This is a genomic window from Arthrobacter agilis, from assembly GCF_030816075.1.
Classification (GTDB): Bacteria; Actinomycetota; Actinomycetes; order Actinomycetales; family Micrococcaceae; genus Arthrobacter_D; species Arthrobacter_D agilis_E.
The window spans coordinates 2,564,744-2,576,661 of the sequence record NZ_JAUSXO010000001.1 but is presented as its reverse complement, the minus strand read 5'-3'; the positions used below and the strand labels follow the sequence as shown (position 1 = coordinate 2,576,661).

Here is an 11,918-nt window from a genome sequence, read left to right as displayed (position 1 = left end):
GTCGTGTGTGCGCGTCATGCGGAGAAATGCGGCGGTGTGCAGGTCCCGTGGAGCCGGTGCGCGCCTAGCATTTCCCGTATGGAGGGACGCCGCACGCGGGCAACCGGGACCGCTCGGCACGCAGCCCTCGACGTCGTCGAGGAGCGGGCCGCGGCGATGTGCCGCAGCGAGCAGCGCGTCTGCCGGATCCTCGCCCGACGGATCGATCCGGCGATGGAACCCGCCGCCTACAGCGTCCTGACAGCGGCCCGCATGCTGGGTCCCTGCCGGGTGACCGACCTCGCCACGACGCTGGGCATGGGGACGCCCGGGGTGAGCGGCCATGTGGCGGCGCTGCAGCGGCTCGGCCTCGTGGAGCGCGGCCCGACGGGCGGCGACGAGCGGTCGCACCCGGTGGTCCTCACGCAGGAAGGCGCGCGGCGGATCGACGAGGCCCGGCTGGGCCGGCGGCAGGCCTTCCGGCGGCAGCTCGACGGCTGGGCGGCGGCCGACGTCGTCGAGCTCGTCGGCCTGCTCGCGCGGTTCAATGCGGCGTACCTCGCGGCCGAGGTGCCGGAGGTGCCGCGGGAGACCGGGGAGACCGGACTGCCCCGTCCCGCACACGCCTGACCGGACCTGACCTGACCTGACCGGGCCCGACCGGACCGGACCTGACCTGACCGGGCCCGACCGGACCCGACGGTCGCGCCCACCCCTGACCGGACCCGACCTGACCCGACCTGACCCGACCTGACCGGACCCGCCCGGAGCCGCCCGGACCTGACCGGACCTGACCGGACCTGACCGGACCCGACCGGACCCGAGCGGTCCGGGCAGGGCTTCCGGGAGCACCGGCCGGTCAGTAGAGTGACGCCAGCCAGACCTCGCGCGGTGGCGGTGGTCCTTCGAGAATCGGGGCAGCATGAGCCAGTTCCCAGTCGACAGCCGCCCGCACGGGGAGCCCGCGGAGCGGTCCGGGAAGGGCCTGGCGGCGGGCGCACTGGGACTCTGGGAATCGACGGTGATCGGGCTCGCCTCGACGGCGCCGGTGTACTCCCTCGTCGCGACCCTCGGATTCGTCGTCCTGGCCGTCGGGGCCCAGGCCCCGATCGCCTTCGTCCTCGCGTTCATCCCGATGGTGTTCATCGCCTTCGCCTACCGGGAACTCAACGAGGCGGTCCCCGACTGCGGCACCTCCTTCACCTGGGCCACCAAGGCCTTCGGGCCCTGGGCCGGGTGGATGGCGGGGTGGGGCGTGGCCGTGGCGGGCATCATCGTGCTGGCGAACCTGGCGCAGGTGGGCGGCACGTACCTGTGGCTCCTCGTCGGCGACGGCTCGCTCGCGGAGGACCCGCTGGTGGTCACGATCACCGGGGTCGTCTTCATCGCGCTCATGACGGTGGTGAGCTACCGCGGCGTGGAGATCGGAGCGAAGCTGCAGAACGTCCTGCTCGGCGTCCAGTACGCCGCGCTGGTGCTGTTCGTGGTCCTCGCCCTCGCCGGCGCGGCCGGTGGGACGGCGGAGACGGCCACACCGCCGTCCTGGGACTGGTTCAACCCGTTCGCGTTCGAGAGCGTTGAGGGCTTCACCGAGGCGATCCTCCTGGCCCTGTTCGTCTACTGGGGCTGGGACGCCTGCCTGGCCCTGAACGAGGAGACCAGGGACGCCCGCCGCATCCCCGGCCGTGCGGCGCTGCTGTCCACCGTTCTGCTCCTCGTGACCTACGTGGGCGTGACGGTCGCGGCCATGATGTACGCGGGTGTGGGGGAGGAGGGGATCGGCCTGGGCAACGAGGCCAATGCCGAGGACGTGTTCCTCGCCCTCAAGGACGCCGTCCTCGGGCCCTGGTTCTGGCTGCTCGTGGTGGCCGTCCTGGTCTCCGCGGTCTCCTCGACGCAGACCACCATCCTGCCCACCGCGCGCGGCACGCTGTCCATGGCCGTGTACAGGGCCCTGCCCGCCCGCTTCGGGGAGGTGCACCCCCGGTTCAGGACACCCTCGTTCTCCACCCTCGTGATGGGTATCGCGGCCATCGCCTACTACGTCCTCATGACGGTCATCAGTGAGAACATCCTGGCCGATTCCATCCTGTCCCTCGCCCTGGCCATCGCGTTCTACTACGCGATCACCGGCTACGCGTGCGTGTGGTACTTCCGGCGTGAACTGTTCACCTCCGGCCACAACGTCGTGTTCCGCTTCCTGCTGCCCCTGATCGGCGCCGTCCTGCTCACCGCGGCGTTCATCAGGTCCGCGATCGACATGGCCGACGTCGAGTACGGCTACAGCGTGCTGTTCGGCATCGGCGGGACATTCGTCACGGGGATCGGCTCGCTGGTCCTGGGCCTCGTCCTCGCGGTCGTCTGGCGCAGCAGGCCCGGCTCCCGGCCCTTCTTCCGGGGCCGGAGCCTGAACGAGGACACCCCGGTACTGGTCCCCGACTCGCCCGACGTGTACAGGCGCTCCATCGACGGCGGGCTCTCCTGATGCGGATCCTGATCATCGGCGCGGGCGGTGTCGGCTCCGCGGCGGTCCGGATCGCCGTGCGCCGCACCTTCTTCGATCGGCTCGTGATCGCCGACTCCGACCCCGCGCGTCCCCAGGCGCTCGTCGACGAGCTGCAGGACCCCCGCCTCGTGGCGGCGTCGGTGGACGCGTCATCGGCGGAGGCCGTGACCGCCCTCGTGCTGGAGCACGGTGCCACGCACGTCCTCAACGCGGTGGACCCGCGCTTCGTGATGCCGATCTTCGACGGGTGTTTCGAGGCGGGTGCCACCTACCTCGACATGGCGATGAGCCTCTCGGCGAAACACCCGGAGCAGCCGTACGAGAAGACGGGGGTGCTGCTCGGGCAGGCGCAGTTCGACGCCGCCCCGCAGTGGGAGGCGGCGGGCCGGCTCGCCCTGGTGGGGATCGGCGTCGAGCCCGGGCTCTCCGACGTGTTCGCCCGTCACGCGGAGGACGAGCTGTTCTCGTCGATCGACGAACTGGGCGTCCGCGACGGGGCGAACCTGACGGTCGACGGCTACGGGTTCGCGCCGTCGTTCTCCATCTGGACGACCATCGAGGAGTGCCTGAACCCGCCGGTGGTCTTCGAGCGGGACCGGGGCTGGTTCACCACCGAGCCGTTCAGCGAGCCCGAGGTGTTCCACTTCCCCGAGGGCATCGGGCCCGTGGAGTGCGTGAACGTGGAGCACGAGGAGGTGGTCCTCATGCCCCGCTGGACGCGGGCCCGGAGGGTGACGTTCAAGTACGGGCTGGGGGAGGAGTTCATCGACGTCCTGCGGACCCTCCACAGGCTCGGACTCGACTCCACCGAGCCGCTCCGGGTGAAAGACGTCTCCGTCTCACCCCGGGACGTGGTCGCGGCGGCCCTGCCCGATCCCGCCACGCTCGGCGACCGCATGCACGGGAAGACCTGCGCGGGCGTCCTCGTGACGGGACGGGGGAAGGACGGTGCGCCGCGGTCCGTGTACCTGTATCACGTCGTCGACAATGCATGGACGATGGCGGAGTACACCTCGCAGGCCGTCGTCTGGCAGACCGCCGTGAACCCCGTGATCGCGCTCGAGCTGCTGGCGACAGGCCGGTGGCAGGGAAGCGGCGTGCTCGGCCCGGAGGCCTTCGACGCGCGGCCCTTCCTGGACCTGCTGGCCGCAGACGCTCCTGCGGGCTACGGCTCACCCTGGGGGATGGAGGAGCGCTGAGGCGGCCCGCCCCATCCGGACGGGCCGCGCCGGCTCGCTCAGGCGGGGGCGGACACCGGTTCGGCGCTCTTGGCGACCCGGGGCTGGCGGCGGACGGTCCGGAGCATGTCGACCGTCAGGAGGATGAGGGCCACCCACACGAGGCTGAAGCCGATCCATCGTTCGAACGGCATGTCCTCGTGGAGTACGAGCAGCGCGAGGAGGAACTGGAGCACGGGGGCGAGGTACTGCAGGAGACCGATCGTGGTCAGGGGGAGGCGGCGGGCGGCAGCGCCGAAGAAGATGAGGGGCACGGCGGTGATGATCCCGGAGGCGGCCATGATCCAGAAGTGGCCCGTCCCCTCGCTCACCAGCGTGGCGTCACCGGTCGAGGCCAGCCACAGCATGACCGCCACGGCGATGGGTGTCAGGACGAGTGTCTCGATGCTCAGGCTCGAGACGGCGTCCACGCGCGAGCCCACCTTCTTCTTCGCGAACCCGTACAGGCCGAAGGAGAACGCCAGCGACAGCGCGATCCAGGGCACCGCACCATAACCGACGGCGAGCACCACCACCGCGAGGATGCCGATGCCGATCGCCGTCCACTGCAGGGGCCGCAGCTTCTCCCGCAGCACGATCACGCCGAGAAGTACCGAGACGATGGGATTGATGAAGTAGCCCAGGGCGGCTTCGATGGCCTGGCCGGACGTGACGCCGTAGGTGTAGACGAGCCAGTTGACGGCGATCAGCAGCGCCGCCACGGTGAGCGTCCCGACGATCCGCGGGGTGCGCAGGGCCGCCAGCACCGGCCGCCAGGACCGCAGGGCGGTCAGCAGGAGGGCGCAGAAGATGAGCGACCACATGACGCGGTTGGCGACGATCTCCACGGGCCCGGCCGGCGAGAGGATGAGGAAGTACAGCGGCAGCAGACCCCACAGGCCGTAGGCGCCGACGCCGAAGAGGATACCGACGGAGTTCTCGCTCCGCGCCGGACGACTGACCTTCGTACCTGTTCCGCTCACGAGGTCGTGAACCGAGCGGTGCGAACGTTTATTCCCGGGCGCCGGTTCCCGTCACCGCCGCACCACGGGAGGGAGGAGATCCCCGCCACTGTTTTACGCGGTCCCGCCCCACGGGATTTAGAATAGGGAAATGTGCGCTTATTTCTGCGCGACGGTATCCACCAGGATCAATCCCACCGGGAAGAAGGCTCATCAGTGTCTACCTCAGCTGCGGCACGACCGTTGCGGGTCGCGATCATCGGCGCCGGTCCGGCAGGCGTCTACGCCGCCGACATCCTGACGAAGTCGAACGAGGTGCAGGGCGGTGACTTCGCCGTCAGCATCGACCTGTTCGACCAGTACCCCGCACCCTACGGTCTCATCCGCTACGGGGTGGCACCGGACCATCCGCGGATCAAGGGCATCGTCAACGCCCTGCACAAGGTGCTGGACCGCGGTGACATCCGGTTCCTCGGCAACGTCAACTACGGCCGGGACCTCACGCTCTCCGACTTCCGCCGCTTCTACGACGCGGTGATCTTCGCGACGGGCGCCATCAGGGATGCCGATCTGGACATCCCCGGCGTCGAGCTCGACGGATCCTTCGGCGGGGCCGACTTCGTGTCCTGGTACGACGGCCATCCGGACGTCAGCCGGGACTGGCCGCTCGAGGCGCGGGAGGTCGCGGTCATCGGCAACGGCAACGTGGCCCTCGACGTCGCCCGCATCCTCTCCAAGCACGCCGACGACCTGCTGTCGACGGAGATCCCGGACAACGTCTACCAGGGGCTGAAGGGGTCGCCCGTCACCGACGTCCACGTCTTCGGCCGCCGCGGTCCCGCCCAGGTGAAGTTCACTCCGCTCGAGCTCCGCGAACTGTCCCACTCGCGCGACGTCGACATCGTCCTGTACCCCGAGGACTTCGACTTCGATGCGGGGTCCGAGGAGCAGATCGCCACGAACAACCAGACGAAGACCATGGTGAAGACGCTCACCAACTGGCTCGTCGAGGATGAGCCGACGGGCGCGTCCCGCCGCCTGCACCTCCACTTCCTGCACGCGCCCGTGGAGATCTGCGATTCTCCCGAGACGCCCGGCAAGGTGGCGGGCATGAAGTTCGAGCGGACCGAGCTGACCGGTGACGGGAACGTGCGCGGGACCGGGGAGATCGTCGAGTACCCCGTCCAGGCCGTGTACCGCGCGATCGGCTACTTCGGATCCGAGCTGCCCGAGGTCGGCTTCGACGAGAAGCGCGGGGTGATCCCCAACGAGGGCGGCCGCGTGATCGACGAGCAGGGGCAGCCCGTCCCCGGCATCTACGCCACCGGGTGGATCAAGCGCGGTCCCGTCGGCCTCATCGGGCACACCAAGGGTGACGCGCTGGAGACCATCGGGTTCCTCCTCGAGGACCGGCTCAACCTCCCCCCTGCCGAGGACCCGTCCGAGGACGCCATCGTCAACCTCCTCGAGGAGCGCGGCGTCCGCTACACCACGTGGGACGGCTGGCTGAAGCTGGACGCACACGAGCTGAAGCTCGGCGCGAACTTCGTGAACACCTCCGGCAATGCGGAGCTCGTCCGCGAACGTGTGAAGCTCGTACCGCGTGAGGACATGGTCGCCATTTCTCGCGGCGAGTAGTACCGCTACACTGTGACCTGTCCCACGCTGTCACCTGGGACAGGTCACGAAGCGGAGTGCCGATGTCGTCGTCCCGTTCCATCCCTGTAGCGGAGCTGTCCTCCGTCGCCCTGCAGCAGCGGGCGCTGTCCGCTCACGAAGCCCTGGACCAGGGCGTGAGCGTCGAGGGCAAGCTCCGGGGAATGGTGCGGGAGTCCTGGCTCAGGTCCCTGACCTTCCTCCCGAGCCCGTCCACGGCGCGAGCCCGGCTCTTCTGTTCGGAAGAGGAACTCGAGGCCTACCGTCAGGGCCACCCTCTCGCAGCGATCATGCCCGTGATCGACCGGCTGCTCGTCCAGCCGAGCCTGGAAGCCGGGATGCTCGTGGCCGTCGGCGACGAGAACGGCACACTCCTCTGGGTCGATGGTGACCGCGAACTGCGCCGCCGGGCAGAGGGGATGCTGTTCGTACCCGGAGCCGACTGGTCGGAGGCGACCGTCGGGACGAGTGCGCCGGGTACGGCCCTGGCCCTCGATCGCAGCGTGCAGATCGCGGGGGCGGAGCATTTCAGCCCGCAGGTGCATCCGTGGAGCTGCACCGCGGTACCCCTGCATGATCCGGATTCCGGGACGGTCCTCGGTGTCATCGACATCACCGGCACCGCGGACGCCGTCGGCACCCACACACTGTCCCTCGTGGAGGCGACGGTCGCCGCAGCGGAGGCGCAGCTGAGCATCCACCGGCTCCAGGGCCGCCTTCCGAGGACGAAGCGCATCCGGCCGGCGCGCGTGCCGGCCGCCCTCTACCGGAACAGCCTGCAGGTCCTGGGAACGGACCACGGCGTGGTGCATGCCGGGGGAGCCTCGCTGGAGCTCAGCCTCCGCCACGCGGAACTGCTGACCCTGCTGGCCCTGCACCCCGAGGGCCTCACCGCCGATCAGCTCGCCACGATGGCCTACCCGGAGGACGCCTCCGGAACCACCGTCCGGGCAGAGATGCTGCGGCTGCGCAAGGTCCTGGCCGAGCACGGCAGGGCGATCGTCCCGCAGTCCCGGCCCTACCGCCTGCCGGGCGAGCTGGTCGTCGACGCCGTCCAGGTGCTGAACTACCTGCACAGGGGAGCGCACCGCATGGCGCTCGCGATCTACCGGGGACCCGTCCTCCCCCGATCGCAGGCCCCCGCCATCACCCGCCTCCGCAGCGAGGTCTCCACGCTGCTGCGCGACGCCGTCCTCACCGACGGCGCCCCCGAGACGGTCCTGGACTATCTCGCGCTCACGGAGGCGGAGTACGACGTCGAGGCATGGCAGCTGGCGCTGCGGATCCTGCCCCGACGCTCACCGCGGCGAGCTGTCGTCGTCGCCCACACGGAGTGGCTCGAGGCGGAACTAGGGGTCCCGCCGTCGTTACTCACAAGTTCTCCGAAATTTCGTTAGCGAATCGCAATGATCAGTCGCAATCAGCCCTGTGATCGGGCTAACGTTGTCCCCGGTGGCAGGGTATCCGACGGGCTGGAAAGACCGTCGGTCGAACGCACCGTCCGCATGGCAACTTCAAGGGGATTTTCGTGACGCAGGCTGCTCAGCACCCGGGTACGGCAAGGGTGCGGACACGGAGTGCCCGTACCGCGCGCACGAAGATGAACGCGAGCCTGGCGATGGTCGTGTGCTTCGTCGGCTTCCAGGGCGTCGTCCCGCAGTCATGGGATGCCGCTGCCGCGTCGTCCCCGCAGGGCGTAGCGGGCTCCGGCCAGGCCACGGCGGACGGCATCCGGCCCACGGGCGTGGTCGGTTCCTCGTTGCTCCTGCCCCTGGGGGAGTCGGACGCCCTCGACCCGCTCGATCCTCGCACCCCCAGCACCGGCGCCGCGGCGAAGAAGGCCGGTTCCGCTGCTGTGAGCCCCGCCGTGTCCGCGACGGGCGTCTCCGCCCGCCCGCCGGCCGGAGGCCTCTTCGCGCCACTCGAAGGGCTCACCCCGAGCTCCCCGTTCGGGTCCCGCACGAGCCCCATCACTGGAGAATCCGGCGAGTTCCACACGGGCCAGGACTACTCGGCGCCCTGCGGTACCCCGGTCTACGCCGCCGACGCCGGAACGGTGCGTGCCGTGGGCTGGCACCCGTGGGGCGGTGGCAACCGCGTGGAGGTGGACCACGGCAACGGCCTCATCACGAGCTACAACCACCTCCGCGGCATCTCGGTCAGGGCCGGCGACACCGTCAAGGGTGGTGATGCGCTCGCGGAGGTCGGCACCACGGGCGCCTCGACCGGCTGCCACCTGCACTTCGAGACGATCCTGAACGGCGAACACGTCAACCCGCTGCGCTGGAGGTTCGTCGCCTCGCAGCACACGGCCCGGAAGGGCGAGCTGCAGGACTTCTCGCCCGGGGGTGACGGCGCTGCGGACATCCCGGTCTGGGCGCAGTCCTCCACCCGTTCCGATCAGCCGGGTCCGGTAGCGGAGGCGCTGCCCGTGACCTCCGGTGTCGCCGGAAGTGCCGGCGCCGCCTCGACCCAGGACCGCGCCGAGCCCACGGCGCCTGCTGGAACGCGGCCTGGCCGTGGTGACGCTGCTCCGGTTCCGAGCACCCCTGGGAAGACCGATGCGAAGACCCCGGATGTAACAACGCCGGGCAAGACGACTCCGGGTGGAAAGACCCCGGACAAGACGACTCCGGGTGGGAAAACTCCGGATGGAAAGACCCCGGACAAGGCGACTCCGGGTGGGAAGACCCCGGACAAGGCGACTCCGGATGTAACGACGCCGGGCAAGACGACTCCGGGTGGGAAGACCCCGGACAAGACGACTCCGGACGAGACGGCTTCGGGAGCTACCGACCCGAGCGGAACGACGTCTCCTGCCGAGTCAGCCCCGGGGTCAGGGACGCCGGGAGCGACGCAGCCTGCCGGTACGACGCCGGACCCGGGCACGCCTGCAACGCCGGAGCCGGGTACGCCTGCACCGACGACGCCGGGTACGCCTGCACCGACGACACCGGGCACGACGCCGGACCCGGGCACGCCTGCACCGACCCCTCCGAGCACGACGCCGGGTACGCCTGCACCGACCACTCCGGGCACGACGCCGGACCCGGGCACGCCTGTAGCGCCGGAGCCGGGTACTCCTGCGCCGACGACGCCGGGTACTCCTGCACCGACCCCTCCGGGCACGACGCCTCCTGCGGCGGGCACTGACCCCGAGCCGTCGTGTGACACCGATCCGTCGACGCCCCCGGCAGGAGAAGCCACCCCGGGCACCACTCCGGAGTCGGGCACGGAGCCCGCGCCGAGTACTGCCCCCACCCCTGGTGTCGACCCTGCAGCGGCTGGGGAGGCCGCCCCGGGCGAGGACGCCGATGCCACCGACCCGTCGTGCGACGAGCCGGGTACGCCTGAACCGGACACCGGTGCCGCTCCCGCCGCCGTCCCGGGCCAGGGAGGGCCGGCCACGCCTGCACCGGCAGCGCCGGTCGTGGCAGCGGTGGCTCCGGCCGGCGACCGGGGTTAGCCCCGGGTCCTGCCGGGGCCGGGCACCCTGCGGGGTCCGCCGAGCATGCAACGTTGATGCAACCTTCCGCCTCCTAGGCTGTGCACCAGGGACGACGACGTCCTGCACACCGGAGTTCAAGGAGTTGGATGATGACTGTTTATGCCCAGCCTGGCCAGGACGGATCGAAGGTCAGTTTCAAGCCGAGGTATGAGAACTGGATCGGCGGCGAGTGGGCTCCACCCATCAAGGGCCAGTACTTCGAGAACATCTCCCCGGTGACGGGCAAGCCCTTCTGCGAGGTGGCCCGCGGCACTGCCGAAGACATCGAGCTGGCGCTCGACGCGGCCCACAAGGCTGCACCCGCCTGGGGCAAGACCTCCGCAGCGGAGCGGGCCATGGTCCTCAACCGGATCGCCGACCGCATGGAGGAGAACCTCGAGATGCTCGCGGTCGCCGAGACCTGGGACAACGGGAAGCCCGTGCGGGAGACGCTCGCTGCGGACCTGCCCCTCGCGGTCGACCATTTCCGGTACTTCGCCAGCGCCATCCGGGCCCAGGAGGGCCACCTGTCCCAGCTCGACGAGGACATGACGGCCTACCATTACCACGAGCCGCTCGGCGTCGTCGGGCAGATCATCCCGTGGAACTTCCCCATCCTCATGGCCACGTGGAAGCTCGCGCCCGCCATCGCCGCAGGCAACGCCGTCGTGCTGAAGCCCGCCGAGCAGACGCCGTCGTCCATCCTCGTGCTCATGGAACTGATCAGCGACATCCTTCCCGCGGGCGTCGTGAACGTCGTGAACGGCTTCGGGGTGGAGGCGGGCAAGCCGCTGGCCTCCAGCAAGCGCATCCGGAAGATCGCGTTCACCGGTGAGACGACCACGGGCCGCCTGATCAGCCAGTACGCGAGCCAGAACCTGATCCCGGTCACGCTCGAGCTCGGCGGCAAGAGCCCGAACATCTTCTTCTCCGACGTCGCCGAGAGCAACGACTCGTACTACGACAAGGCCCTCGAGGGCTTCGCGCTGTTCGCGCTGAACCAGGGCGAGGTCTGCACGTGCCCATCGCGCGCTCTCGTGCAGGGCTCCATCTACGACTCGTTCATGGCGGACGCGATCGCCCGCGTGGACAAGATGGTGCAGGGCAACCCGCTGGACACGGACACGCAGGTCGGCGCCCAGGCCTCCAACGACCAGCTCGAGAAGATCCTCTCCTACATGGACATCGGCCGCCAGGAGGGTGCGAAGGTCCTCATCGGCGGCGAGCGCAACCTCCTCGACGGCGATCTCGCCGAGGGCTACTACGTGAAGCCCACCGTGTTCGAGGGCACCAACAACATGCGGGTCTTCCAGGAGGAGATCTTCGGTCCGGTCGTGTCGGTCACCCGGTTCAACGACTACGCCGAGGCCCTCGAGATCGCCAACGACACCCTCTACGGTCTCGGTGCCGGCGTCTGGTCGCGGAACGGGAACATCGCCTACCGCGCCGGGCGGGACATCCAGGCGGGACGGGTGTGGGTGAACAACTACCACGCCTACCCCGCGGGAGCCGCGTTCGGAGGATACAAGTCCTCGGGCATCGGCCGCGAGAACCACGCGATGATGCTCGATCACTACCAGCAGACCAAGAACCTGCTGGTCAGCTACTCGGAATCCAAGCTCGGATTCTTCTAGGAGGAGCCATGACCGTCGAAGCCTCGGTGACCATCCCGGGGGAGACCTTCTCCCGGGTGGCGCTCACCGACAGCGCCGTCGAACTGCTGGACAAGCTGTGGCTGATCCACGGGCCGCTGATGTTCCACCAGTCCGGAGGGTGCTGTGACGGCTCGTCGCCCATGTGCTACCCGGCGGGCGAGTTCATCACCGCCGAGGCGGACGTGCTGCTCGGTGTCCTCGACATCTCGCCCGGTGCGGCAGGACGCACAGGTGCGGTCACGCCCGGTGAGGCGGCCGACGAACCGCGGCTCATCGACTTCTGGATGTCGCGGGAGCAGTTCGAGTACTGGCGCCACACGCACCTGACCGTCGACGTGGTGCCAGGACGGGGGAGTGGCTTCTCAGTGGAGGCTCCGGAGGGGAAGAGGTTCCTCATCCGCTCCCGCCTCATGGGCTAGGTGGTACCGGAAGGGGTCGGCGCGCAGGCGCCGGCCC

9 protein-coding genes are annotated in these 11,918 nt (G+C 69.7%); 8 read left to right on the top strand and 1 reads right to left on the bottom strand.

Features of this window, described 5'->3' with window-relative positions:
* The first annotated feature begins 78 nt into the window (after positions 1 to 78).
* From QFZ50_RS11990 to QFZ50_RS11980, 3 genes are all read left to right on the top strand, one after another.
* A complete protein-coding gene (locus QFZ50_RS11990; RefSeq protein WP_307084442.1) occupies positions 79 to 609 on the top strand; it encodes a MarR family winged helix-turn-helix transcriptional regulator in 531 nt (176 codons plus the stop codon).
* Positions 610 to 901: 292 nt separating this feature from the next.
* Positions 902 to 2,464: an APC family permease gene (locus QFZ50_RS11985; protein WP_307084440.1), complete on the top strand. Its 1,563-nt coding sequence runs from the start codon at positions 902 to 904 to the stop codon at positions 2,462 to 2,464.
* Positions 2,464 to 3,684, top strand: coding sequence for a saccharopine dehydrogenase family protein (locus tag QFZ50_RS11980; RefSeq protein ID WP_307084438.1), 1,221 nt, complete (start codon positions 2,464 to 2,466; stop codon positions 3,682 to 3,684). The genes QFZ50_RS11985 and QFZ50_RS11980 overlap by 1 nt, the downstream gene beginning before the upstream one ends.
* 38 nt (positions 3,685 to 3,722) lie before the next feature.
* Here QFZ50_RS11980 and rarD read toward each other — a convergent pair whose 3' ends face one another.
* The gene (gene rarD, locus QFZ50_RS11975) at positions 3,723 to 4,685 is read right to left on the bottom strand and encodes an EamA family transporter RarD (protein WP_307084437.1); all 963 of its coding nucleotides are present in this window, start codon (positions 4,683 to 4,685) and stop codon (positions 3,723 to 3,725) included.
* Between the two features lie 195 nt (positions 4,686 to 4,880).
* On the opposite strand from rarD, the gene QFZ50_RS11970 reads away from it, so the two are divergent.
* The 5 genes from QFZ50_RS11970 (at position 4,881) to QFZ50_RS11950 (ending at position 11,881) form a co-directional block, all read left to right on the top strand.
* The gene (locus tag QFZ50_RS11970) at positions 4,881 to 6,302 is read left to right on the top strand and encodes an FAD-dependent oxidoreductase (RefSeq protein WP_307084436.1); all 1,422 of its coding nucleotides are present in this window, start codon (positions 4,881 to 4,883) and stop codon (positions 6,300 to 6,302) included.
* Positions 6,303 to 6,364: 62 nt separating this feature from the next.
* Entirely contained in the window at positions 6,365 to 7,717 is a 1,353-nt protein-coding gene (locus QFZ50_RS11965) for a GAF domain-containing protein (RefSeq protein ID WP_307084433.1), read from the top strand.
* Between the two features lie 131 nt (positions 7,718 to 7,848).
* Complete coding sequence (locus QFZ50_RS11960) at positions 7,849 to 9,786, top strand: peptidoglycan DD-metalloendopeptidase family protein (protein ID WP_307084431.1); 1,938 nt, start codon at positions 7,849 to 7,851, stop codon at positions 9,784 to 9,786.
* A gap of 131 nt (positions 9,787 to 9,917) precedes the next feature.
* Positions 9,918 to 11,441, top strand: a complete 1,524-nt coding sequence (gene exaC, locus QFZ50_RS11955) for an acetaldehyde dehydrogenase ExaC (RefSeq protein ID WP_307086793.1) — start codon at positions 9,918 to 9,920, stop codon at positions 11,439 to 11,441.
* A gap of 8 nt (positions 11,442 to 11,449) precedes the next feature.
* Positions 11,450 to 11,881 (top strand): DUF779 domain-containing protein, encoded by a 432-nt coding sequence (locus QFZ50_RS11950; RefSeq protein WP_307084429.1) that lies wholly within the window; start codon positions 11,450 to 11,452, stop codon positions 11,879 to 11,881.
* Positions 11,882 to 11,918 lie beyond the last annotated feature (37 nt).

Coding starts and splice junctions, on each gene's coding strand:
- QFZ50_RS11990 (WP_307084442.1), top strand. CDS start 79: ATGGAGGGACGCCGCACGCGGGCAACCGGGACCGCTCGGCACGCAGCC.
- QFZ50_RS11985 (WP_307084440.1), top strand. CDS start 902: ATGAGCCAGTTCCCAGTCGACAGCCGCCCGCACGGGGAGCCCGCGGAG.
- QFZ50_RS11980 (WP_307084438.1), top strand. CDS start 2,464: ATGCGGATCCTGATCATCGGCGCGGGCGGTGTCGGCTCCGCGGCGGTC.
- QFZ50_RS11965 (WP_307084433.1), top strand. CDS start 6,365: ATGTCGTCGTCCCGTTCCATCCCTGTAGCGGAGCTGTCCTCCGTCGCC.
- exaC (WP_307086793.1), top strand. CDS start 9,918: ATGACTGTTTATGCCCAGCCTGGCCAGGACGGATCGAAGGTCAGTTTC.
- QFZ50_RS11950 (WP_307084429.1), top strand. CDS start 11,450: ATGACCGTCGAAGCCTCGGTGACCATCCCGGGGGAGACCTTCTCCCGG.